Raw genomic sequence first — 23873 nt, 5'->3', positions numbered from 1 at the left:
TAATATTAGAGTTTATAAGTAGTTGGCTTCTTTGATTTAGTAACTGTAATTTACACTATTCGATCAGCTTAGGTTGTCATATTTGTCCTCACTGACTAAACCGCGAATGAAAGTTTCAAAATCTTTAGCCAGGAAAGTGATTTTATAATCAAACTCCTGGTCAACGTGTACTACCTCCGGATCGCCGTTTTTGCCGCATTTGGTATAGTCAAGCGCAATCATGTCATGCCCCGCCGAGGGGCAGTCGCAAATGTAAACGCCAATATTGGGGTAGCCCCATTCTTCCATCATAAACTGACTGCCCAATTCGCCGGCTAATGAATATGTTTTTTTACGTCCAATGCCGGCTATACCGGTAATAGCCACATGGTCTTCTGCCCATGAGGTAGGCGTTTGCGTGGGGAAACAGGTGTTGCGTGGTATGCCACCATTATGCAGTTTCATCAGTTCGATGTAGGAATCCGGTAATTTGTATCCCAGTTCATTTTCAATGTCTGCAATGAGCTGATCATCGGGCGGCGTATCTTCTACATAAGCCTTTAAGGCATAAGCATTGTCATCCCAAAAATCAGTGAAATCAAAGTCTTTGAATATTTTTTGTTCCATAAGTTTCAAGGGCTAAGTGTTTCACTTTACCGCAAATAAGCTTTTGTAGTTATGACGATAGTAGTAAGCCAAAAACAAATCTCCTATCAATAAAAACGCACCTGCACCTAAGCCGCTGGGCGCAACCACCGCATGGAAAATTACGATGTTGATTAAAATTGGAAAGATAACTGCTATAGCCAGCGTAACGAACCGGCCGGTTACAAAAGCCAGGCCACAAAGCAATTCCAGTACTTTAACAACAACCATTAAATTTACAACGGCCAGGCCATCGTTATAAATTTTAGCATCGCCGGTAACAGGTGGCACCGGTACCAGTTTAAAAAAGTAAGTAACCGAGGCAAAAAGTAACAAAAGCCCCATCAGTGTACGTACAATAATCATTGTGATTTTCATTGTTTTTGAGTTTATAGGTTAGTTTGAAAATGTAAATGGAAAGTAGCAGGCTTTGCAATAGCCATCATTCGCTGGCCGAACAAAGTGAAACAGGCTGGTTAAAATAATCTTTTAATTGCAAATATCGAAAACAAACCCCTACTCCGGTTTTAATTACTGGTTAAAATGGTGCTATCGGGGTTTGTTCGCCTAAATAATACCACTTTTTTAAAAATTAAACAAATATTAATATCTTGCTATTGTGAAACTGAAAAATAAAACATTAGCTTAGCACTTTGTAAAAATTAAATAATGAACATTTTTGTAGGAAGCCTTCCCTATCGTTTAGAGGAAGCAGATTTGAAAGAGCTGTTTGAAGCTTATGGCGAAGTAAGCTCTGTGAAATTAATTACAGACAGAGAAACAGGCCGCAGCAAAGGTTTCGGCTTTGTTGAAATGCCGGATGATGAGACAGCTCAAAAAGCTATCCAAGGTCTGAACGGTAGTGAAATTAGCGGCCGTGCTATTGCAGTAAGCCAGGCTGAGCAACGCAAACCAAGCGGTGGCGGTGGTTTCGGCGGTGGCAACCGTGGCGGCGGCGGTAGCCGTGGCGGTTACGGCGGCGGTGGCAACCGTGGTGGTGGCTATGGCGGCGGCGGTGACCGTGGTGGTTACGGCGGCGGCGATCGTGGCGGCTACTCTAAAGGTGGTGATAACAGAGGCGGCGGACGCTGGTCATAATCCCAGCAATTCCTGCTTATTCAGCATACTTACAGCGCCGGACGATGATTTTCATCCGGCGCTTTTTTTATAATATTATTTTCTCATTCACTTATTTAGAAAGAATATAAAATAGTATTTTAGCGGTAACCAATTTATTTATTGCCGCATTGAGAAAAGTTATTGCCCTGGTGTTATTAAGCATACAATTGTATACCATTGGTGGTTACTTGGCGCTACGGCAATACTTGGTGCATCGCTCCGAGCAGTTCTTTAATGCCGAAGTAGCCAAAAATCGTTATTACATTCCAGATTTATTTGAGGTAAAAATACCGGTAAATTTGCCAGGGATACATGATTGGGATGCATACGAACATATCAGCGGACAAATACATTTTCGGGATAATGTGTACAACTATGTGCAAATGCGCATGACCAGCCATTACCTGTACCTTAAATGCGTACCAAACTATAAAACCACCCGTTTCAGCGAAGATAATATCCTCCGGGCCGACCCAATTAAGGACATACCTGCACCCAAAAAGCACCATGTACCCGAAGCTGGTATATTTATGATGGCCGCATATACGGTGCATCAGCCGCATGTAGCGGTGCTGCCTCCAGTTATTATTGAATCTGCTCAACAAATAGCAGGCGCGCCGCCTGTGCACAGCGGCGAACTAAAAACAATTAAACAACCGCCTCAGCTCATCAGTTGAAATTCTTTTATTTAACCTCTTATTTTCACAGCATTATCATTCTGCATTAAAGCAGAGGCCTTGCTGTGAAACATCGTTGCTTTACTATTATGCAGCCTGTAAAAGTATAAGGTGGAATTTAACTTATTCTATTTTTTTGACAACCGGTACCAGCACCATGCTTATGCGCATACCTGCCAGTATTACCTCCTTCAGCTGTTGATATGAACTTTAAAAACTACTTTTTTGCACTGATTATATTTTTTCTTGTGGCCAATGCCTTTACCGTAAAGGCGCAACGGATCAACAGTCGTGATAGTGTTACGCTTGATAGTGTACTCATCCGCGAAAGCCGCAACCGTTTTTTACCTGATGTAGCAGGTACAAACGTATTCTCTGGTAAACGTACTCATTTAATATACCCGGCATCAGGCAGCGCCAATTTGGCAAATAATAATGCCCGGATGCTGTTTGCCCAAATACCGGGTGTAAACGTGTGGGAAATGGATGGGGCAGGTACACAAATTAATGTGGGCACCCGTGGTACCGATACCCACCGCTCTATTGAAACCAATATGCGCCAGAACGGCTATAATTTTAATTCTGATATATTTGGTTATCCCGAGGCGCACTATACCCCGCCTATGCAAGGTGTTGGACAAATACAGGTAGTGCGTGGTTCGGCTGCACTGCAATTCGGCAGTCAGTATGGTGGCATGTTCAACTTTAAAATGAAAGAAGGCGACCCGGATAAACCCTTTACTATTGAAAGTGAACAGTCGGCCGGTTCTAACCGCTTCTTCAATTCGTTCAATGCCATAGGCGGTACCACTGGCAAACTCAACTACTATGCTTATTTTGATAACCGCAGTGGCGATGGCTGGCGCAGTAATGCCGACTTCAATTATCAGGCTTTTTATGCACACCTGCGTTACCAGTTTAATGCTAAAGGCAGCATCACCTTTGAGTTTTCGCGGATGAGCTACCGGCAGCAGATAGCCGGCGGCTTAACTGATGCCCAATTTGTGGCTGATAACCACCAGAGTACCCGTTTCCGTAACTTCTTTAGTCCGGAGATTAACCTGCCCGCCCTTATCTTTAACTATAATTTCAATCCTGCTACTAAACTGGAAGTCACCTCGCATGTACTGTTTGGGCAGCGCAACAGTGTGCAGTTTCTGGCTAATGCCAATGTGCCCGATACCGCAAATACCACACTTAAAACCTACAATCCGCGCCAGGTAGACCGCGACTATTATCTGGGATTCACCACAGAGGCCCGCTTACTGCACACTTATCAATTGGGCAACCTGCGAAGTACTATCACTGGTGGCATACGATATTTTACCGAAGAAACCCGCCGCAAGCAAAAGGGTGTGGGTACCACTGGCTTTGATTACGATTTAACGCTGACCCAACCCTACGGCATCGACCTGAATTTGAATACCGTAAATTATGCGGCCTTTGCAGAGAATATTTTTCAGCTTACGCCGCGTTTTTCGGTTACGCCGGGGGTACGGTTCGAGATGATTAATACTGATACCAAAGGTGTGATTAATAGCCGCCAAACGCCGGTAGCCTATACGGGCAAGCGTAGGTTTCCATTGTTTGGTACGGGCTTACAGTATCAGGTGTCAGGCAGTGCACAAGTATACAGCAACATTTCGCAGGCTTATCGCCCTTATATTTATGCCAACGTTACCCCTGCTGATCAACTGGCTATTATTGATCCTAACTTGAAAGATACCAAAGGATATGATATTGATTTGGGCTACCGGGGCAATTTACACAATGTGCTGAGCTATGATATAGCCGCCTACTATGTATATTATGGCAACCGTGTAGGTAACTTAACGGTAGCAGATGCCAGCGGCCCGCACTTGTATACCACTAATATTGGTAACCTGGTAGCCAAAGGCATAGAAGCGTATGTGAATTTTTCCCTGCTGCATCTCATTAACCCTTCTGCATCAAACGATATCAAACTGTTTAACTCGCTGGCTTATGACCATGCGCGCTATATCAGCGGCTTGGTTAATCAATCGGGCGTAAATGTGAGCTTGGTGGGCAAAAGGGCGGAAGGTACGCCAGCCATAATTAACAGGGCCGGTTTAAGTTACTTGAATCGCCATGTGCTTACCACACTGCAATATAGCTATGTAGGCAAAAATTACAGTGATGCCAATAATACCGTATTTAATGCTACCGGCTTATCGGGCATTGTGCCGGCCTATCATGTGTTCGACTGGGCGTTTAGCTACAGCTTTTTGCAACATTATCATGTAACCGCTAATGTGAACAATATCTTCAACGCTAAATATTTTACCCGCCGCATCAATATGTACCCTGGTCCTGGTATTTTACCTGCTGATGGTACCACTTTTAATGTGGGGATTGGGTTGAAGTTATAAAAGAATTGGTTTTATGTGTCATTGCGAGCAATTGTCACTTTCTTGCTCGCAATGACAATTCATAATCACCCAGCTATTATTTATAATCTCGGGTATACTCCCTGATTACATCCTTACATCCCTCTTCAATTAATTCATATACCGGCTCAAACTGGGTATGGTCAAAGTAAGGGTCGGGTACTTCCTTGTCGTTTAATAGTAATTTTACTTTGGCCGCATCCTGTTCGTTGCGGGCAAGCGAAAGGATATCGCTCAGGTTAGATTGATCCATGGCGAAGATGAGGTCAAACTCATCAAAATCACTTACTTTGAACTGGCGGCAAACCTGCTGGCTGATGTCGATACCGTGTCCGCGGGCCGCATTAATAGAGCCATAATGAGGCGGCTTGCCAATATGCCAATTACCGGTACCGGCCGAATCCACCTGCCAGCCTAATCTTTGTTCATCAGCCAGGTGCTGCATAATTCCTTCAGCCAGCGGCGAACGGCAGATGTTGCCTAAGCAAACCATTAATACTTTCATATAAGAGAAATGTAATGCGTTAAAAGTGCAAATATGCGGATGATGATTGAAATGACAAGCCGGTAAAAGAATGTTTGAACGGACTATCGCATAAAATCTAATACCGCTTTATTAAACGCATCGGGCACTTCCTGAGGCGCATAGTGAGTGGCTCCTTTAAATATAATCAGTTGCGAGTGAGCAATAGCTTTGGCAATACCTTGGGTATGTTCAGGCAAAATTACATCGTGTTCACCTGCCATTACCAAAGTAGGGGCTTTAATGGTGTGTAAATCTTCGAACCGTAGATGCGGTTCTGTAAGCAGCAGTTTTAGTAGGCGCTGGCGATTTGCTGAAGCATAATCAGTATCTTTTGATGCCGGATGATAATTTTTCTGAAAGTACTGCAAGGTGCCGGGGGCAATGCCCTCGGGGAAAAGGTTAGCACCCATTACGGCTATTTTATTCACATATTCCGGGTATTTAATGGCCATCATCAGGGCCGTAATACCGCCATCGCTCCAGCCTACTACATTCACTTTTTTGAGCTGAAGGCTATCCAGTAATTGCTTCATATCCGAAGCAAATAACTCATATTTCAAATCATGGTTCAATGAATCGCGGCTTTTTCCCTGAGCGCGGGTATCTACCGCAATTACCTGATAATGCCTCGATAGGGGTTCAATTTGCCTGTAAAAAGCCGAAATGGATTGGCCATTGCCGTGCAATAATAAGAGGGGCTGGCCTTTGCCATATACCTCGTAATAAATAACCGAATTATTTAAGTGTATGCTGTGGCCTGTCCGTTCATTTCTGCCATAGGGTGAAGCAGCTGCTTCTTCTGCGTATTTGGTGTAATTGAGCAGGTTTTGCAGGCTGTCGCTAAATGCCGGCTCTGGCTCGTTGGCCGCGGTTGTTTCTACCTCATTACTGCTGCCTTTAAAGTAATCTGCCGTGAGGTTGAATGATACATAGGCGCTGCTGATTTTATTCCATTCGGCCTGACTTTTATCCCGGAAAAAAATAGCATGCCCCGGCGATAAGGTGGCCGATACCGTGAAGAACTTAGAGGCGCTGTCTATCTTCTCACTTTTGAGCCATTGTATGGCTACTGCAATTTTACGGTACCCGGTGAGATAGATTTGGTAAGGCGTTAAATCTACATTTACCCAACCGTGCTTTTGAGGTACATCAAACAGGATATTCTTGTCGTTGATCAGGCTATCGGGATAACCATCTTTAACGCTGTATAAGTTTAACCTGAACTTTACATTTTTAAAGCGGTTGGTGACCACAAACATGTTGAAGTTTTTGAGATAGCAATTGTTATCAATGTTAAGAATAGCGGCCTGCTCTTTCCCCAAATTATCATCCACCAGCTGCTTTTGTGTAAACATGTTCGATACCATAAGGGTGCTGGTACCCGTGCGCCCGTAGGTTTTGGTTTTTACCTTGCCGGGGTTTACCTTAACCGCACGCAGTTGGGTAACTGCCGGGGCAAGAAGTATACGGGTAGAAGATTTAAAGGTTGAATAAGGCATACTTACCGCTTGATAACCTATGGATGAAACCACCACTGCATCATTCGCCTGCACCTGCGTTTCTGCAACCTGAAAATTATAGCGGCCCTGCTCATCTGTAACGGTGCCAATGCTTTTGCCCTTAACGCCAATTGTAGCATAGCCTACAGGCTGATGGGTTTTAGCATCAGTAACCTGTCCGCTGATGTGAATAGCTTGTGCAAATACAATGGAGCAGGTACAACTTAGCAGTAAGAATATATAAAAGGTTTTCATGCAAAAGGATGATTGATGCGGTAAGTATAAAGTATTTTCGGGATGGTGGCCGATATCTTAACATACTTTAACAAAAACGCCATTGCGGGTGGGCAATGGCGCTTTAACGATTATACAAATTCGGCTTATCCGAAAATACTGTTCAGCACACCGGCCAAACGTACACCGGCTTTCAGTAATTGCTGGTTTACGGTGCCAATATTATTAAAGATGTATTGGTAGGTACGAACCGGCTCATTAGGCTTTACACTGGCGTAAACCTGGGTAGCCAGTTGGCTCGACTCATACAGCCATTTACTGATCGGGTCCTTCTGCCACTCGGCACGTTGCTCGGGCGTGGTGAAGTTGATGGCTGCGGCATACTCGGTATAACTCAATTCCTGGCTCTCGATCAGCTGGCTATCCCAAATGGAGTGCAGGTTGGTGAGGTTCGGGTTATTGCCCCATTGTACTTTTACATCGTTGCCGCCTTTATCAGAGGTATGGGCTACGTGCATGGGCTGGTGTACATCTTCTACCAGGTGAATCAGTACGCGCAGGTATAGCAGTTTTTGCTCCTGCGGCAGGTTCTTCTTTTTCAGTTCTGCAATCAGGAAGTTCATTTTGGTGTAGGCATCTACCTGGGTATCGCCCTTTAAAAACTCCTGTAGTTCGGGATAAGTATATTCTTTATCCAAATCTACATAATGCCAAGGCGACAGGTAGCTGTAGTTTGGGTCTGATTTAATAAAATCGGCCCAGGTGCTGCTTAAGGCAATAGTTTCGTGGCCCAAAATGGCGGCTACGGCCTGGCGGGCTTTGGGGGTGAGGTAGGTAGAGGCAATTTGCCCGGCCACTCGGTGGCCTTCGGTGCCCCAGGCCATGCTTTGCAGCGGTGCATACAGCAGCGCAGCGCCAATGGCCAGTTTTTTAAATAAGTTCAATTTCATATCGTTTACAAATGTTGGGGATGACAATCCAATTTTTTGGTGAGGTGCAGTTGCAGGGGTACTACCTCCAGGGTGCTTTGCAGTTGCAGCAATGAATCCGCTTTGCGGGTTACTTTAAAATACTCATCATACACACCAGTACGGAAACAGCCGCCCGGTTCTTTTAAACGGTAGTTGGCCTGGCAAAAAAAGCCACGCAGGCGCAGGGTATCATTCCGTTGTATGTACTGGCCTTTCATGTATTCCGTCCACCGGCCGTGAGCCATGCAGGTATCAGCACCGTTGTTGACTTTACTGAACGATTGCTGCTGTACGTAAAAAGAATCGCAGGTGAACTTGAAGCGGTACAGCGAGTATTGCAAAAGCTTTTGCTGCCCGGCTACCGAATCCTGCTGCCATTCACCCTGCAGGTAAGCCTGTCCGGGCTGTTGCAGGGGCGGGTTGGAAGAGCAGGACGCAAAGAGCAGTAAGAACCCCAAAGCCATGCCCCCCAGCCCCCTAAAGGGGGAGCGGAAGTTTCTGGCTTTGGGTATAAAATAAGTTAGCATATTTTTCAAAAGCTCCCCCTTTAGGGGGCTGGGGGGCTTTGGGTTTATTTTAAACTGCCGATCATGTCTTCAGGCTTCACCCACTGGTCGAACTGCTCGTTGGTGAGCAGGCTGAGGCCGATGGCGGCTTCGCGCAGGGAGGTGCCTTCTTTGAGGGCGGTTTTGGCAATTTTGGCGGCGTTCTCGTAACCAATGTGCGGGTTAAGGGCGGTTACCAGCATCAGGGAGTTTTCCAGGTGCTTTTTGATGCCCTCGTAGTTAGGCTCAATGCCTACGGCGCAATGGTCGGTAAAGGATACGCAGGCATCGCCGATTAAGCGGGCCGATTGCAGGAAGTTGGCGGCCATTACCGGCTTAAACACGTTCAGTTCGTAATGACCGTTAGAGCCGCCAATGCTGATGGCTACATCATTACCCATTACCTGGGCAGCTACCATGGTAACGGCCTCGTTTTGGGTAGGGTTTACCTTGCCCGGCATAATGGATGAACCCGGCTCATTGTCCGGAATATGGATTTCGCCGATACCTGAACGCGGACCGGAGGCCAGCATACGGATATCATTGGCAATTTTCATCAGGGCTACGGCCAGTTGTTTCAGGGCGCCGTGACTTTCTACAATGGCATCATGTGCGGCCAGGGCCTCAAATTTGTTTTCGGCAGTGCGGAAGGGCAGGCCAGTAAACCGGGCGATATATTCGGCTACCTTTACATCATAACCTTTAGGGGTATTGATGCCGGTGCCTACGGCGGTGCCGCCTAAAGCTAATTCGCTCAGGTGGTCTAACGTATTGCGCAGAGCTTTCAGGCCGTGGTCTAATTGTGATACGTAGCCCGAGAACTCCTGACCCAGGGTTAACGGCGTGGCATCCATCAGGTGGGTGCGGCCGATTTTCACCACGTTCATAAATTGCTCTGATTTGGCTTTCAGGGCATCGCGCAGTTTCTCTACGCCGGGTATAGTGCACTCCATTACCACTTTGTAGGCGGCAATGTGCATAGCAGTAGGGTAAGTATCGTTTGAGGATTGTGATTTGTTCACATCATCATTGGGGTGGATGAAGGTTTTGCCTTCGCCCAGCTGGTTACCCTGCAATACGTGGGCACGGTTGGCTACCACCTCGTTCACATTCATGTTGCTTTGGGTGCCCGAGCCGGTTTGCCAGATCACCAGCGGAAACTCGCCGTCCAGCTGACCGGCCAGGATCTCGTCGCATACCTGACCGATTAAATCGCGCTTTTCGGCGGGGAGTACGCCCAGGTCGGTATTGGTGTAGGCGGCTGCTTTTTTGAGGTAGGCAAAGGCCTCGATGATTTCTTTGGGCATGGAGGCCGGCGGGCCGATGCGGAAGTTATTGCGGGAACGCTCGGTTTGTGCGCCCCAGTATTTATCGGCAGGTACCTGTACCTCGCCCATGGTATCATGTTCGGTTCTGAAACTCATAGGGTTTATCTGTTTTTTAACGCCGCAAAGTTAGGGTTTTGCTTGGGGATATCGCAAGGATGCTGTGATATTTTGGGAGTGGGGAAGGAGAGCAATGATAAGCAAGCGCAGGCAAGGTGCTGCGCGCAGCGGGTGCAGCAGGTGAAGCACTACGCAGCAGGCGCAGCACCCTGAAGCAGTGCGCAGCACCCGCAGCAGGCGCAGCAGTGGCATAAATGTGTCAGTGGTTTTTGGGTAGATGCAATCTACTGGCATAAAGCTTCAAAGTTGGAAACTTCAAAGAGCGGGGGATGAATATACTCCAATTATAGAATAGACAGAACGTAGAACCAACTGTATAAGAATACTTTTAAAATTTAATTTCAACTGTTTGAACAATTAAAGTCAAAACATAATAATTTAGAAAAGTTAATCTAAATAATGCTATAAATTATAAAAGCAGTCATTGAGTTATTGAAACTATAGTTTTTGTTAAAATTGGAAGCATTAATGCCACAGATGAGTCAATCAGAAATATCATATAAGACTCGTAATAAAATTTATAACTTTCTTTTAGATGAGTTTCTGAATGCAGATCAAAAGACTCTTTCTGCAATCATAGATCATTATTATCGGCAGTACGGGAACGGTGCTGGTAACTATTTAAGAAACACCTATTATTCTTGGAAGATGGGTTCCACAGGAGTATCATCACAGACTTTTGGACGAGTAGTTACTTTTATGCCTCTTTATCTCACAAAAGAAAAGCGGTTCTATATTTTAAAATCGGAGGTCGAAAGATTTGTTGATGAACTTTTTATTACAAATCCGAAAGACAAAAAAACTACTATTATACAGCTTAATAATAGGTTTGAGGAATTTCAACGCCAAGTACTTACATTCAATGCAGATAATTTAAAATGGTTTATTGGAAAGAATATTTTTACTAATGACTTAGTGGAGAAATATTTGGAGATGTGTAAGTATGTTTTGAACCAAAACTTGATTCAACTTCATAAATCAATATATGACGATCTAAATATTTTATTTCCAAAAATCAGCCATTTCCGTAATAACATAAAATCGGCTGACTATATGGTAACCTCATTCAATCAGGAGATTGATCTTCTTAATGCAAATAGACAAACATTTGTGCTAAATAAATTAGAAACGATCAAATTTGAATTTAACAACTCTTTTGATGGCTTTGGTCAGGAGTACTATCTGAACGAGTTATTAAAGGTATCATTCAATGCAAAAGAGAAACAATCACGTTCAGTTGTAATGGAACACGATTTAAATTTTTCATTTACTGAGTTTAACAAATTGAAGTTGAACCAAACAGAAATATCAATAAAGTCGACCTTTGAAGGTAGTGGAGGAACATTAAGGTTAAGCATCGAACATATACCACTTAATATGTTAAGAGCCGCTGTTTTAAAGGATTCAATTAAAATTACAGTTTTGTTGCTGATAATATCTGCCTTGATTATTATCTTGTTCCATTATCCAGCTGCTGCTTGGATTGGGCTCATTGTTACACTATCATTGCTATCAGGTATTTCAACACTCGTGAGAAAAGTTTATTCAACAATTCAACAAATAAACAGATATGGAAAATAGTCAATTAGCGAAAATTGATAGTTTAAATATGCTCGAAATTATCGCCAAAATTCCAAACATAAGTGATGAAGATAGACATCAACTAGCTTTGAAAATAGCTTCAGATGATATTCAAATACGGAGAGAGGCACTTGAAAAAATGACCCAAAGTAGTATAGCTCATAATGATTTGGTTACTGTTATGGGTGAGCTATCAGCCTTGAATAAAAAGGGGATGTATGTTAAATCAAAACAAACGTTAAAAACAGGTTCTGGAACTTTTGAAATTGAAAGCAAGGGTGGAGATACAAAACTCATCATACCAGTTTTGATAATCATTGGGATAGTGGCTATTGCAATTTCCTTTATTGTGTTCTGGAATAAGTAAGATTCAATTACCAAGTTGCAGACGATTCCTTCGCTGGTGCGGGCTTGTAGCTCGTGCCTCCTTGCCTCTTCGCTGGCGCGAGTTTGTAACTCGTGACCACGTAATCATAATTTCAAAATGGTACGGGTTACAAACTCGCACCAGCGGAAGGGTTTTCCGGTCAGGTTTTGGAGTTGATAGTGCGAGGGCTTAGTGCGCTGTATAAAGCACCAATCCTGCTTTTTTTTTAACTTGCCGTTCAACAAGTATGCAACAAAAATGGATAATCAAGATTTATTAGCGCTGGCGGTTCAATTGGAAGAAGAGCGCTGTGCGGCAATGGTGACCGGCAACGTTGAAGATTTAAAGAAATACTTTTCGGAAAGCTTATTTTACGGACATGCAGGTGGCTTTTCTGATACTTTCGAGAGTTTCATTGAGCGTCTGACCTCCGGTTCTGTCCGATATGATGCAGTTACTACACAGGTGCATCAGGTGGTCGACTTGGGGTGCAGCGCATTTACTTTAAACGGGGAAGTTAAGGTGGAGGCAATTATTCAATCAGCGCCTGTCTTTCTGCATTGCGCTTATGTGGGTGTATGGAAACAGGATGATGCGCAGTGGAAGTTTGTCGCCCATCAAAGTGTTAAGCTTCCTTAAGCATAATGGTCTTTTTTTTGTTGCTGGCGCACACGTGCCCCCCCTCCGCTGGCGCGAGTTTGTAACTCGTGTCCCCTATGCTGGCGCGAGTTTGCAACTCGTGACCACGTAAGTATATCCGCTCTTTTGATTGATCTTCACAAAGGGGTACGAGTTGTAAACTCGCACCAGCGTGGAGGTTTAGAGCAAAGCCTTTGCGTTAAATACTGTTTATTGTAACTTATATTAATAGATTGCTGCAATGAAAAGAACCTGTTTTACCTTACTCTTTTTACTGACTTCCACCTTGTTGTTTGCACAATTCAAGATATCAGGCAGGGTATTGAACACAGCAGACAGCAAACCGCTGGAGGGGGCTACTGTGTTTGTAAATAATACAAGTTATGGCACAAAAACAGATTCATACGGAAATTTCGTAATTTCTAAGCTGCGGGCCGGACATTATGAACTTGTTGTTTCTATGGTCGGCTTTAAATCCAATAAGGTTTCCATCAATGTACAAGCTGACATAAAGGTGCCTGCAATTTTGATAAACGAAAGAACTACGGCTTTAAATGAAGTGCAGATTATAACTACCAAAAAGCCGGAAAATAAGTACCTGGATATGTTCAAGCAGGAAATACTGGGTACTTCTAAATTTGGCAGGCAGTGCCAAATTATGAATCCGAAAGTAATACAGCTTAATTTTGATCAGCGTAAAAATAAACTTACGGGCTACACCTCTGATTTTATGATTATTGAAAACCAGGCCCTGGGTTACCGTTTGAAATACTTGGTTGAGGATTTTGAACGTAATGAAAATGCAGAAATCCTGTCATACGTAGGCTATGTTTTATTTGAAGAAATGCAAGGTAGCGAGCAGCAGCGTTTGGAGTGGAAAAAAAAGCGATTAGAGGCGTATACGGGTTCATTGCAGCATTTTTTCAGATCGGTAATTGGTAATGCGGTGAGCAGGGAAGAAGAGCCGGGCTTTTTGGTAGTTACAGATACCAGAGTATTGAACAAAAACCGGGCAGCAGATGCTAAAATTAAAGAGAAAATAAGTTTATATAGTAGCAAATACAACAGGGAATACCGGGATTCGCTTCTATATTGGAATACGATGTTCAGGCAGGCCCGGTACATTGAAGTACTTGATACCACAAAGATGCGCGCAGGCAATTTGGTGCAGTTAACCGACCAAAGTGGCTTATATGCACTGAAGCTGAATACCGATAGCAATTATATTAAAAAGTGGGGTAATATAAGTGTGCCCGGTGTAAAAGGCAAAAAGAGGTTCACATGCGATACCTGCTCGTTTAAAAACTTGCTGTACGTTACTTATATTAAAAATATTCCTAAAAAACTCGCAGTAAGTGCCAAAGGGCGTAATTACAGCTATGCCGAGTCATTTACACCTACGCCTGAAATGGACAAAATGGCCAGCTTGATTTCTGTTGTTGACGGGCATGTTGTATTTGACCGGAACGGCGTTGTGGTTAATCCCATGAGTTTAAAAGTGGAGCGTTACTGGGCCGGCCTGCGTCTCGGCGATCTGCTGCCCATTGACTACCAACCTGATACTGATATTCAGTGAATAAACTAAATCTTAATTAAATTTAGTTGAAAAGGTGTTGGTGGTAATCCGGTAGCAGTAAGGACAACCCCTCCCTCATTGATTTAAATTGCCCTGCCCTAAAATAATAAAAGCATAATAGGCAATAACACCGTTGCTGGCAAAAATAAACTTTAATTATGCCTCCGCTTTCCTGCTGACATAAGGTTGTCACTAAAGGAATTCATCTTTGTCATGATTTAAAACATTTAGTGAATTTTCCATGCATTTAACATCTTTAAGAATTATTACCGCAGAGATTAGCTCCCTGGTGAAGTTTTATGAACAAGTTACCGGCATTACAGCCACCTGGTATACCGGGCAGTTTGCCGAAGTGGTTACCGCTACCGCTACCTTAGCCATCGGCAGTACAGAAACAATGGCCCTGTTTGGAGAAGGGCTGATGACGCCCGGCAGTAACAGGAGCGTCATTATCGAGTTCAGGGTACCGGATGTGGATGCCGCCTATGAAAAGGTGAAGGCTACCGCTGCTGTAATTGCACAGCCACCCACCACCATGCCCTGGGGTAACCGCTCCCTGCTCTTCCGCGATCCGGATGGTAACCTGGTCAATTTCTTCACTCCGGTTACGCCCGAAGCACGTCAGAAATTCGGGTTGTAAAGAAAAGGCTTTATGGCCTGCGTTTAGTGTGAGCACCAACCGCAGGCCATAAAGTAAAATCAATCTTTAATCAGCTTCAGCAAATTATTCACATCTGCACCCATCTTTCTGTTCCAGGCCAGTTCTTTGCGCTTGGGGTACAGGGTGTGGTTTTGCTCGTTGTAATAAAAGCTGTGGTATTTGCCTTGCAAATTAATTTCTACCAGGTTATCGGTGTACACATCCATGGTGGTATGCGTGGTGGGTTGAACGCCTGCCTCATTCAAAGCTTTAATGATGTGCATTTCATCCTGGTAGGTGAACAAGTGGTGCTCAATGAGCCGGTGTAAGAGCGCATGAAGCGCCGGGGTATTGCTTATGCGCCGCGTTTTATAGAATAGATTATGGGTGCTGTCTATACGTAGTTTATGGTACTGGCCGGATGGCTCAGGTGCACGGAATAAATGAACTTCGTAAGCCGTAGCTGTCAAACTATCCCGGTTGCCCCGAATGCACAGCAAGGTTTCCGGCTCCGATAGCCACACCGTGCCCATATGAATTCTGATCTCTATATCATCCTTCGACGAGCGGACAGGTGGCAGCATTTTACTTGCCATTGCCCAACCGTTGGTAAGTTCCACCGTATCGGTATCAAACCGGGGGATAGTATAATGTTGGCCACCAATCACAAATGGCTGTGCTTTTAAGCATAGCGAGAAGACTATACATGTTAAGGTAAGGAAGATGGATTTAAGCATGGTTAAAAGTAATGATAATTTAATGGGCTGCGGTTACTGCTCAAACAACCACAGCCCATTAAATTAGCTCAACCCTAGTAGTTGTTCAGCATTTTTATAGGCGAGCTTTTCCAGCTGGTCATGCGGTAACCGGGTGTTGTTCAAAAAATCAATACCCATCTGGTTGTTGCTGAAGGGGTAGTCTACCGAGAATAAGATATTGTCAATGCCAATGGTATCTAAAGCCAGTTGCAGAGGCGGCTGGGTGAAGAAGCCGCTGGTGGTGATGTAAAGCTGCTGACGGAACGTATCGGCCATTGTACGCTGGTTGGTGCCGCCTGCACCGGGGCTGAATGCCCGTTCAGACCGTGCCCACATCATCGGCAGCATTTCGCCCATATGGCCGATGATGATTTTTAACTTCGGGTATTTGTCGAATGTACCTGCCGCCAGCAGGCGCAGCACATGGATGGCAGTTTCTGAGTGCCAGCCCCAACCCCAGCAGGCAATGGCATCAAAAGGGCCGGTTTTATCACCAATGTTGCTGTAATAAGCATCCATAACGGGTTGCGGCGGCAAGCCGGGGTGAATGTAAATGGGTACACCCAGCTTTTCGGCCCTGGCAAATATGGGGTCAAACTTCGGATGGTCTAAAAACTCGCCGTTTGTGTGCCCCCTGATCATGGCACCTTTAAAGCCGTAGGTTTTTACGGTGCGCTCCAGCTCATCGGCAGCAGCATCCGGTGCTGGCATGGGCAGGTGGGCAAAAGCTGTAAATCTGTCCGGATGATCTTTTATTTTAGCTGCCAGTAAATCATTATACCTGGCAGCAAAGAACGGGGCTGCATCGGGGCCTAATAAATTTACATCGGTAGATTCAACCGAAAGCACCTGCATGGTAATACCCGATGCGTTCATGCTCTCTAAACGCTCGCCGGAGATATCGGAAAGTTTAGGCATCATTTGCATAGCGGCAGCTGATGGTTTTCTGTTCTGCTGTATATCGGGTGGTAACAAATCCGTCATTTCCGGAAATGATACATGTTCTTCTAAGGTGACTATTTTCATGGTTAATTATATTACCTGTTGTAAGCAAATTTAACTATTGGTAAGCCGTGGTGTTTGGGTTGCTGTTAACTATTTGCTATCCACATTCACCTTAACATAATTTAACATTAAAGGGCTGGCTTTTAACCAGTTTTATTTTACATTTACGGTTTACACCCTTTCCGTATGAAAGCAATTTTTTCCTTGAGTATAGTAATGATGCTGGCCTGCTCGGCAACAGTAAACGCGCAGCAGCCGCTGGCTCGTACATTGCAACGCCTCAAAGCGCACCGCACCGCCACCTATACCGATTTGGTGACTACCCGCTTCTCCTTTCAGGATAAACCTTATACCGATACTGTTCGCTCCATGGTGGCCTTTATGCCCGGTGAGGCGCAAACAGGTGGGTACTACCGGCTATCTATCCCCACAGCGCGCGATGCCTATGATGGTCGCAATCATGTTAAACTTTATCTTACTGATAGTACTTACGAATTGAGCAGTGAGGCTGTTACCGGGCAAAACTCGCGTACGCTGGCGTACTATGTTAAACAGCTCGAAAAATATCAGCAAACGCCTCAAAAGTTGAGTGTATTGCCCGATACCATAATCCGTAACGTTCGCTACAGCCATATTCGCTACACAGCTTTTGATTCATTGAAAAATAAGATCCGCACTTTCTCCCATGCCGATTACATCGTAGACAAGAAAACAGATTTGCCTGTGATGATCAGGGATGAGTTTAGCGGCCAGGCCGATGATGGTTCTCAATTCAGCCTGTCCGAACTGCATGCTTATCAGAATCTGAAGTTTGATGATACTCATTTTCCCGATTTGTCGCTGGCCTCGGTTCCGGCAGGGTTTAAGCTGCCGCCACCCCGTAAGCCTGTGGCCTGGTTAACCCAGGGCACCCCAGCACCCGAACTGAAATTGTATGATTTAAAAGGGAAGGAACTGCGCGTGTCTGACCTAAAAGGCAAAACCGTACTACTCAACTTTACCTGGATTGGCTGCCCGCACTGTGTAGGCGCTACCCAAATGATGGATGCCCTGGCAGCGCAATATACCGGTACCGATGTGGTGCTGGCCAGTATTTACCCGCTGGATGATAGGGCGGCCATTACCAAATATGGGCACAAGTTTCCTTCCAAAGCCCCAAGCTTTACCACCGATAAATCTGTACGTGAAATTTACCCTTATGCAGGTTACCCGGCTTTTTACCTGGTAGATAAACAGGGGCAGATTGCACAATCATATAGCGGTTTTTACAAAGAACTGAAAGGCGAATTGACCGCTAAGATTGACAGCATGAAATAGCACAGGTTTATTTAATGTCAAAGCGCCAACTGCAAGTAAATAATGATGAAAGTAAGCTGAAAAATGGATTAACAGTAAATGCCGCAAGCAAAAGGAGTCAAGTAATATAACTTTTGAGCTTTTACGGTGTTATGAAATCATAAGTCAATTTTTTATGAAACTGATTTGCTTGCTTTTTTACGCTATGGCTGCATGTGTATTTTATGGCTGTTCAAACAAGGAGCTGGCTTACAATGAAAAGACCACCGATTTGTTTTTAAACGAAATGCGGCAGATTGATGACGTGCAAAAATCTTTTGCCGACTCGGTTAAGGTTTTACATGCCGATGCAGGTGATCTGATCTCATTAAACATGAAAGCAGAGAACACCCAAAACAATGCCCGGCAGGATATTCAAAACATGCAGGACCTTAAGCCAAGTGATGCGGCCAAAAACTTTCATGAAAGTGTGCTGGGTTACTTTGGTAAGATACAACAGTATGGCATTACTGCCAAAGCCATGCTCTCGGCCGGTGGCGATAAAAAGGCCGCTCTCTACGCACTGTTGATGAATGAATACAAAGCTTTGAATCAAATGCCTGATCAGGTGCTGGCTATGCAAAAGAAGTATCTTGACCAGGCCGGGCTTAAAGCCAAGTAGATTAAAGTGAGGTAAATAGATGTCATGGTTTATGTATTATCAAGGCTAATAGGTGTGTAAGAATATACCTGTATATCCGGCTGCTCAGGTGAAGAGTTATGGTCAATCTGCAGAAGAGACAAATCTCTTTAATTGTAATATTCATGCTACAGCATGGGGTATAGACTGCCTTATCCTAAAAAAATATACCTTGCAAGTGCCATGATTTATTACCTGATCTACATCAGCAAGGCGGTACAGCCCATGAGCGAAGTGCAGCTGGCTGATTTGCTGGTGCAGGCACGAACGCATAACCTGGCTATGGGAATTACCGGTATGCTGCTCTACGCCTCGCGCAACAGCGGCAACCAGCCCGAAGGGCGTTTTATGCAGGTAATAGAAGGTGAGGAGCAGGCAGTAGCCGCCGTATTTGCCAGCATTAGCAAGGATAACCGGCATCATGAAATACAGGTACTGGATGAAGCCAGCGCCAACAAGCGTAATTTCCCCACCTGGAGCATGGGATTTAAAATATTAGCGGCAGACGAAGCTGCATTAACATCTGGCTATTTCAACTTAAACAACAGCACAGAAATCAATAGGCGCCTCACCGGTGTGCATAAGCCGGTTAATTACTTAAAATCTTTTTACCAGATTAATGAGCAGCTACGCTGAACTGTTACCCATGTAAAGTGGCCAGTTGCAGCGCTATGGCCTGTAATAATTCAATGCTCAGTTGGCTGCCTTTGGCCTCTACCTGCTCGGGGTCAATAAGGGCGCGGTAGTTGCGTTCCTCGTCTGGTTCAAATTGTACGGGTATGCCGTTTACCTGTACCTCAAAGCGGTAAGTGTAGCCCCAGGGGCGTAGCTGGGTTTCCAGTTCCAGTTCCTCGCCTTTATAAGTTACCGGTAGTAAAAATACATCATCCATTATTGTAAAAAGCGCAACCTGCTGTAGTTGTTTGCCGGTTATAGCAATTGGCAACCGTAAATAAACGCATGTAGATTAGCTTATGGAGCCGAAGCATTTTTAGCGGGCGCATTATCCAGTTGAATGGGCGAACTGAGCAGTTTAGCCATATGCTCCTCCCAGGCAGCCTGGTATGCTTTATTTTTAGAGTGCTCAGTTTGCCTGTCGTAATTTTCCTGAGTTTCGCGGCGCACTTTCATAATCTGGTCATATACCTGCTTAATTTCATCGCGGTAGTTAGTGGTAGAGTAGGTGGAAGTTTTTAACGCTTCGAGCAGCATACGGGCAAAGTATTCGTTAATATCAAAATGCAGCTGTTCGTGTGCCAGCAAGCCTTCAGTTGGCCGGCCTTCGCGCAGCCATGATTTTGACTTATCCATATAGCCAAATACCGTAAAAGAAAATTTGGGTGCGGTTTGTGGATCAATTTGAACCTTCCAGGTGTAACTGATGCCGGTATAAGTCCATGCCGTAAACGGGCTCGTGCCATCAACCTCGCCCTGAAAGTCGGACCATTGCAATGGCTGCGTAGCATCCCAGGGTTTTTTGTTCTCATCCTGCGCATAGGTGTAGTTGAGAGCCCCAAAAGTGGTAAACAGGAACAGGATCAATATTTTAGGCATAGTTTTAAGTTCAGGTGAGCTAAATATAGTTGCATGTTCTTAAAAAACAAAATGTCGATTTGGCTGAAGGAAAAATCTGAAATTTTTGTGTGATTGAAATGTGAATAACCCTATTGTATATAATTTTAAAAAAAAATTATTATGTTGATAATCAATGATATAAGTAAAAAAGAAAATATTTTTCATTTTTTACTTGACACGTATATATTTTTTATCCGATATTTCATTTATCAAGAACGACGTACTTTGACAGCCTTGAGTGACAGAAATTGAATCGGGTGACCCTTCGGGCGAACTAAAGATCAAGGGACAACTCTAAGTGGCTACGGAAAATCACTGGCACCGCAAAACCTGAATTCATGCAAGTGAGCGCAGGAATTGAAGCTAACGGCAGGATGAACATTCACGCAAGTGCAAAATCATCAAGTTGTTGCAATTCAAAAGGAGTTAAATTACCGGAGTTGATTTAAAAGAGGTATGGCAAGCACCGTAATCTACGGAAAATAGTGCAATTTGCTATGGCCAGGTGAGTAAATGCTGCGAGTTAGCAAATAAAGCCGGTCGGTTAAATACGAGAAAACGTTATTGATGCTTCGGCGCCAGCTACGGTTAGCGAAGAAGTTAAGAAACGGAGACCATTTCGAACAGAGATCGGTCTCCGTTTTGCTTTTATAGGGGTTTGAGCGTTCTGCTTTTAATATCTGTTATATCCCGTAGCGGTGCCTTCTTACAATTTTAATCACCTCATTATTGTGCTGTGCTTCAAAATTTTCAAAGCCTTAAACATATGGGCAGCAGTTGCTAAAAAGCCGTTGACAGATCCACTTCGTCAATATACCCCGAGGCTCCGTTTATGCCATCACTTCAAATTTAAGCCTGTATTTGTATATTTGAAAATACTCTTGATGAATGACCCGTTTAGCCCGATTTTTTACCAATAGATATGTTGTTGCTTTTTTATGGTTCGGGTTAAGCCTGTTTGCGGTAATTAAGCAAGCCGCACGGCATAACATCAATAATTACCTTATTTATAAATATACGTTCATCAACTTGGTGAGCCGTATCAACCTGTATATACCGCAGCCCGAGCATTTTGCCGATACCAACCATTACGGGCCGCTGTTTGCGTTGGTCATCAGTCCGTTTACCTTGTTGCCTGATGGTGTGGCAGCGGTGCTGTGGGTAATGGTGAATACTGCATTTTTGTATTATGTGATACAGCAGTTGCCTTTTTCATTGCCGCAGCGTACCATCATTATCTTGCTGTGTGCCCATGAGCTAATGACGGCGTCTTACAACGTGCAGTTCAATCCCTCTATGGCAGCCCTCATTGTATGGTCATACCTCCTCATCAGCAAAAAGCAGGATTTTTGGGCGGCATTTGTTATTGTGCTGGGCACTTTTATCAAATTATATGGTATTGTGGGGCTGGCGTTTTTCTTTTTTTCAAGGCAAAAAGGAAAGTTTACCCTGTCTGTATTGTTTTGGGGGATAGCGCTGTTTTTGCTGCCCATGCTTTTTTCGTCTCCGGCTTTTGTGATCGAAAGTTATGTAGACTGGTACCATAGCCTCACCGAAAAAAACATGGCCAATGCCACCTCAACCATGCAGGATATATGCGTAATGGGTATGATACGCCGTATTTTTAGCTACCCGGCTTTTAAAGATGCCTGGGTACTGCTGATTGCTGTGCTTGTATTTCTATCCTCTTACATCAGGATAAAAGATTTTCAAAATCGCTCTTACCAGTTGCTAATTTTGGCCTCCACCTTAATTTTTACAGTTATATTCAGTACCGGCTCCGAGTCGCCTACTTATATTATTGCCTTTACCGGCGTGGCTATCTGGTATCAGAACCTGCAGCGCCCGGTAGCCAGGTTCGAGGTATTTTTACTGGTGTTTGCCCTCGTGCTCACCAGTTTTTCGCCGTCCGATTTATTTCCTCAGTACATCAATAAGCATTATGTAAAGCCCTATGCTTTAAAGGCCTTGCCTTGCTTTATCATCTGGCTCAAAATTGTGTACGAAAGCTGGACCCGCAAGTTTGGCGACAGCAACGCACAGGTAGCCTTAACTTAGCATAAGCCAGTCGCTAAAAATATTTCTGTATTTTTGCACAAACCGTAATGCATGGCAAAAAGCAAGTGCTCTTTACTAATTTCAACGTACAACTGGCCTGCAGCGTTAGCACTTTGCCTGCAAAGCGTAGCCGGGCAAACGCAGCTCCCCGATGAAGTAATTATAGCAGATGACGGTTCCGGCCAGGAAACTACTGCGCTGATTAAGCAATTTCAAGCCGGTTTCCCTGTTCCCTTGTACCACGTGTGGCATAAAGACGAAGGTTTCAGAAAAACCATCATATTAAATAAAGCAGTTAGCAGGTCGCAGTCTGACTATGTCATTCAGATTGATGGCGATGTGATACTGAACAGGCATTTTATTGCCGACCATTTGTATATCAGGGAACCGGGTACTTTTATACGCGGAACCCGCGGAATGCTGACAGCCGGTAAAACCCAGGCTTTATTACAGCAAGGCCGGGCGCAATTAAATGCTTTTTCAGCAGGGGTTGAGCACCGTTTTAATGCTTTACGCTTACCGCTGTTAAGCAGTTTGATGGTTAAAAAGGAAAAATCATCAAGACAGGTGCGGGGCAGTAATTTTGCTTTTTGGAAAGCCGATTTTGCAGCAGTTAACGGGTATGATAATACCATTGCAGGCTGGGGCCACGAGGATGAGGAGCTGGCTACCCGCCTGATTAACTACGGGTTGGTAAAAAAGTCGGTAAAGCTGCTGGCGGTACAGTTTCACCTGCACCACTCCGGCGATCATCGTAACAGTGCCCTCGAGCAGCGGAGCAAAATTAATCACATTAAAGCGCAGCATATTTCGGTATGTGCCGATGGCTATAGCCAGTGTTTAAATTATGAATAAGTTAACCGACATTTCTTTAAATATATCCACTTATAACTGGCCGCAGGCGCTGGAGCTGTGCTTAAAAAGCGTATTGAACCAAAGCCAGCTGCCTGCAGAGGTAATTATAGCTGATGATGGCTCAACTGCCGAAACTACTGAACTGATACAGCGCTTTCAAAAGGATTTTCCGGTACCACTGGTGCATGTATGGCAACCCGATGAAGGCTTCCAGCTGGCGCGTATACGTAATAAAGGCATTGCCGCTTCAAAAGGGAGCTATATCATCCAGGTAGACGGCGACCTGATACTGCATCCGCATTTTATACGTGACCATGCCCGGTTTGCGGCCCCTGGTACCTTTGTAACCGGAAGCCGGGTGGTGCTTAATCCGCAATTATCAGCCAGGCTGTTGCAATCGGGTTCAGTTAAACTGAGCCTTTTTACCGGGGGAATGTCTAACCGCTCGAATGGCATTCGTAATTTATGGCTAAGAAACTACATGGCCTCCCGCTACCGCATTAATGATATTTATTTTATGCGTGGGTGTAATATGGCCTTTTGGAGGAATGATTTAGTAACCGTAAACGGATATAACGAAGACTTTTCAGGCTGGGGCCGTGAAGATAACGAGGTTGCCATTCGCTTGCTGAACATCGGACTGCAAAAGCGGGTAATTAAGTTTGGAGGTGTAGTATATCATATTTATCACCCGGAAAAATCGCGTTCCGGTTTGAACCGTAATGATGAGCTATTGCAGGATGCCGTAAAAAACAAAACAGTATATTGCCCCAACGGCTTAAACCAATACCTGTAA

The 23873-nt window shown here is 44.5% G+C and carries 25 protein-coding genes; 14 read left to right on the top strand and 11 right to left on the bottom strand.

Annotation, left to right across the window (positions count from 1 at the left end):
• Positions 1-63: 63 nt before the first annotated feature.
• Both ACYVNW_RS11230 and ACYVNW_RS11225 read right to left on the bottom strand, forming a co-directional pair.
• On the bottom strand, positions 64-606 hold the full coding sequence (locus ACYVNW_RS11230; RefSeq protein ID WP_460679961.1) for an SMI1/KNR4 family protein: 543 nt from the start codon (positions 604-606) through the stop codon (positions 64-66).
• A gap of 21 nt (positions 607-627) precedes the next feature.
• Positions 628-1002, bottom strand: a complete 375-nt coding sequence (locus ACYVNW_RS11225) for a DoxX family protein (protein WP_460679960.1) — start codon at positions 1000-1002, stop codon at positions 628-630.
• Positions 1003-1293: 291 nt separating this feature from the next.
• On the opposite strand from ACYVNW_RS11225, the gene ACYVNW_RS11220 reads away from it, so the two are divergent.
• The 3 genes from ACYVNW_RS11220 to ACYVNW_RS11210 all read left to right on the top strand — a co-directional run bounded on the left by ACYVNW_RS11220 (position 1294) and on the right by ACYVNW_RS11210 (position 4810).
• A complete protein-coding gene (locus ACYVNW_RS11220; RefSeq protein ID WP_460679959.1) occupies positions 1294-1722 on the top strand; it encodes an RNA recognition motif domain-containing protein in 429 nt (142 codons plus the stop codon).
• A gap of 149 nt (positions 1723-1871) precedes the next feature.
• Positions 1872-2420: a hypothetical protein gene (locus tag ACYVNW_RS11215; protein WP_460679958.1), complete on the top strand. Its 549-nt coding sequence runs from the start codon at positions 1872-1874 to the stop codon at positions 2418-2420.
• Positions 2421-2623: 203 nt separating this feature from the next.
• Positions 2624-4810: a TonB-dependent receptor family protein gene (locus ACYVNW_RS11210; protein WP_460679957.1), complete on the top strand. Its 2187-nt coding sequence runs from the start codon at positions 2624-2626 to the stop codon at positions 4808-4810.
• A gap of 76 nt (positions 4811-4886) precedes the next feature.
• On the opposite strand, the gene ACYVNW_RS11205 is transcribed toward ACYVNW_RS11210, so the two are convergent.
• The 5 genes from ACYVNW_RS11205 to fumC form a co-directional block, all read right to left on the bottom strand.
• Complete coding sequence (locus tag ACYVNW_RS11205; RefSeq protein WP_460679956.1) at positions 4887-5333, bottom strand: low molecular weight protein-tyrosine-phosphatase; 447 nt, start codon at positions 5331-5333, stop codon at positions 4887-4889.
• 83 nt (positions 5334-5416) lie between these two features.
• Positions 5417-7108 carry an alpha/beta fold hydrolase gene (locus tag ACYVNW_RS11200; protein ID WP_460679955.1) on the bottom strand — a complete coding sequence of 564 codons (1692 nt, stop codon included), beginning with the start codon at positions 7106-7108 and terminating at the stop codon, positions 5417-5419.
• Between the two features lie 125 nt (positions 7109-7233).
• Positions 7234-8037, bottom strand: coding sequence for a S1/P1 nuclease (locus ACYVNW_RS11195; RefSeq protein WP_460679954.1), 804 nt, complete (start codon positions 8035-8037; stop codon positions 7234-7236).
• A gap of 5 nt (positions 8038-8042) precedes the next feature.
• Positions 8043-8585, bottom strand: coding sequence for a fumarate hydratase (locus ACYVNW_RS11190; RefSeq protein ID WP_460679953.1), 543 nt, complete (start codon positions 8583-8585; stop codon positions 8043-8045).
• Positions 8586-8629: 44 nt separating this feature from the next.
• Positions 8630-10027 (bottom strand): class II fumarate hydratase, encoded by a 1398-nt coding sequence (fumC, locus tag ACYVNW_RS11185; protein WP_460679952.1) that lies wholly within the window; start codon positions 10025-10027, stop codon positions 8630-8632.
• Positions 10028-10504: 477 nt separating this feature from the next.
• Between fumC and ACYVNW_RS11180 the strand changes: the two genes are divergently transcribed.
• From ACYVNW_RS11180 to ACYVNW_RS11160, 5 genes are all read left to right on the top strand, one after another.
• A complete protein-coding gene (locus ACYVNW_RS11180; RefSeq protein WP_460679951.1) occupies positions 10505-11629 on the top strand; it encodes a hypothetical protein in 1125 nt (374 codons plus the stop codon).
• On the top strand, positions 11619-11996 hold the full coding sequence (locus ACYVNW_RS11175) for a hypothetical protein (RefSeq protein WP_460679950.1): 378 nt from the start codon (positions 11619-11621) through the stop codon (positions 11994-11996). Before ACYVNW_RS11180 ends, ACYVNW_RS11175 begins: the two co-directional genes overlap by 11 nt.
• Positions 11997-12254: 258 nt before the next feature.
• Positions 12255-12635 (top strand): nuclear transport factor 2 family protein, encoded by a 381-nt coding sequence (locus tag ACYVNW_RS11170; protein WP_460679949.1) that lies wholly within the window; start codon positions 12255-12257, stop codon positions 12633-12635.
• A gap of 241 nt (positions 12636-12876) precedes the next feature.
• On the top strand, positions 12877-14211 hold the full coding sequence (locus ACYVNW_RS11165) for a carboxypeptidase-like regulatory domain-containing protein (RefSeq protein ID WP_460679948.1): 1335 nt from the start codon (positions 12877-12879) through the stop codon (positions 14209-14211).
• A 241-nt stretch (positions 14212-14452) separates the two neighbouring features.
• Positions 14453-14851 carry a VOC family protein gene (locus ACYVNW_RS11160; protein WP_460679947.1) on the top strand — a complete coding sequence of 133 codons (399 nt, stop codon included), beginning with the start codon at positions 14453-14455 and terminating at the stop codon, positions 14849-14851.
• 59 nt (positions 14852-14910) lie between these two features.
• On the opposite strand, the gene ACYVNW_RS11155 is transcribed toward ACYVNW_RS11160, so the two are convergent.
• Positions 14911-15588 carry a hypothetical protein gene (locus tag ACYVNW_RS11155; protein ID WP_460679946.1) on the bottom strand — a complete coding sequence of 226 codons (678 nt, stop codon included), beginning with the start codon at positions 15586-15588 and terminating at the stop codon, positions 14911-14913.
• Positions 15589-15651: 63 nt separating this feature from the next.
• Positions 15652-16635, bottom strand: coding sequence for an amidohydrolase family protein (locus ACYVNW_RS11150; protein ID WP_460679945.1), 984 nt, complete (start codon positions 16633-16635; stop codon positions 15652-15654).
• Positions 16636-16800: 165 nt separating this feature from the next.
• On the opposite strand from ACYVNW_RS11150, the gene ACYVNW_RS11145 reads away from it, so the two are divergent.
• The 3 genes from ACYVNW_RS11145 (at position 16801) to ACYVNW_RS11135 (ending at position 19225) form a co-directional block, all read left to right on the top strand.
• The gene (locus ACYVNW_RS11145; RefSeq protein ID WP_460679944.1) at positions 16801-17931 is read left to right on the top strand and encodes a TlpA family protein disulfide reductase; all 1131 of its coding nucleotides are present in this window, start codon (positions 16801-16803) and stop codon (positions 17929-17931) included.
• Positions 17932-18115: 184 nt separating this feature from the next.
• On the top strand, positions 18116-18571 hold the full coding sequence (locus ACYVNW_RS11140) for a hypothetical protein (RefSeq protein WP_460679943.1): 456 nt from the start codon (positions 18116-18118) through the stop codon (positions 18569-18571).
• A 201-nt stretch (positions 18572-18772) separates the two neighbouring features.
• Positions 18773-19225 (top strand): BLUF domain-containing protein, encoded by a 453-nt coding sequence (locus ACYVNW_RS11135; RefSeq protein WP_460679942.1) that lies wholly within the window; start codon positions 18773-18775, stop codon positions 19223-19225.
• 4 nt (positions 19226-19229) lie between these two features.
• Here the strand turns inward: ACYVNW_RS11135 and ACYVNW_RS11130 are convergent, their stop codons facing one another.
• Both ACYVNW_RS11130 and ACYVNW_RS11125 read right to left on the bottom strand, forming a co-directional pair.
• Positions 19230-19481, bottom strand: a complete 252-nt coding sequence (locus ACYVNW_RS11130; RefSeq protein ID WP_460679941.1) for a hypothetical protein — start codon at positions 19479-19481, stop codon at positions 19230-19232.
• Between the two features lie 80 nt (positions 19482-19561).
• Entirely contained in the window at positions 19562-20143 is a 582-nt protein-coding gene (locus ACYVNW_RS11125) for a DUF922 domain-containing protein (protein ID WP_460679940.1), read from the bottom strand.
• 909 nt (positions 20144-21052) lie between these two features.
• On the opposite strand from ACYVNW_RS11125, the gene ACYVNW_RS11120 reads away from it, so the two are divergent.
• From ACYVNW_RS11120 to ACYVNW_RS11110, 3 genes are read left to right on the top strand one after another with little or no spacing between them, the layout of a single operon-like run.
• Positions 21053-22222 carry a glycosyltransferase family 87 protein gene (locus ACYVNW_RS11120; RefSeq protein WP_460679939.1) on the top strand — a complete coding sequence of 390 codons (1170 nt, stop codon included), beginning with the start codon at positions 21053-21055 and terminating at the stop codon, positions 22220-22222.
• 51 nt (positions 22223-22273) lie between these two features.
• Positions 22274-23077, top strand: coding sequence for a glycosyltransferase family 2 protein (locus ACYVNW_RS11115; RefSeq protein WP_460679938.1), 804 nt, complete (start codon positions 22274-22276; stop codon positions 23075-23077).
• Positions 23070-23873, top strand: coding sequence for a glycosyltransferase family 2 protein (locus ACYVNW_RS11110; RefSeq protein WP_460679937.1), 804 nt, complete (start codon positions 23070-23072; stop codon positions 23871-23873). Before ACYVNW_RS11115 ends, ACYVNW_RS11110 begins: the two co-directional genes overlap by 8 nt.

The organism is Mucilaginibacter koreensis, from assembly GCF_054783355.1.
Note: the sequence above shows the minus strand (reverse complement) of the source record. Positions and strands in the feature narration are given on the sequence as shown.